Origin of the sequence: Bacillus sp. SIMBA_031, assembly GCF_046535225.1 — a bacterium.
In the GTDB taxonomy this organism is placed as follows: domain Bacteria; phylum Bacillota; class Bacilli; order Bacillales; family Bacillaceae; genus Bacillus; species Bacillus velezensis.
In genome coordinates this window covers 1-377 of record NZ_JAWRXC010000059.1, presented here as the reverse complement: position 1 = coordinate 377, position 377 = coordinate 1, and the positions used below count along the sequence as shown (strand labels likewise).

Sequence of the window (377 nt, the reverse complement as noted above, 5' to 3'; positions counted from 1 at the left end):
ATGACAGCGCCCAGGCCCACGTTAATCACAAGGGTTTTTGACATCATGGCTGGAGGTTATGGGCCGGACCTGAGTGAAGCCCTTGAAAGTCATGGAAGGAGGCCGAAAAAAGTCGAATTGTTGCAAACGGCTTCTTAGCTGAAGAACGCCTCACCGAGCTGCGCTGACAGCTGCCCGATTTCCGTGAGGAAGCCGTCATGCCCGATCGGCGCCTCGATGACATGGACCGCAACATCACCTGGCAGGGCAGCGGCAAGTTCGCGTGATTGCGCCGGGAAGTACAGCCGATCGGTGTCTACTGCGGCCACGAAGAATTCCGCAGTTGCGCGGGACAGGGACTGCTGCAGACCACCCCGGCCCCGGGTGACGTCATGGGA

1 pseudogene is annotated in these 377 nt (G+C 59.4%); it reads right to left on the bottom strand.

From position 1 onward, the window contains the following. Window positions 1-134: 134 nt before the first annotated feature. Window positions 135-377: pseudogene (gene metX, locus SB724_RS19505) on the bottom strand (homoserine O-acetyltransferase); the annotation flags it as partial.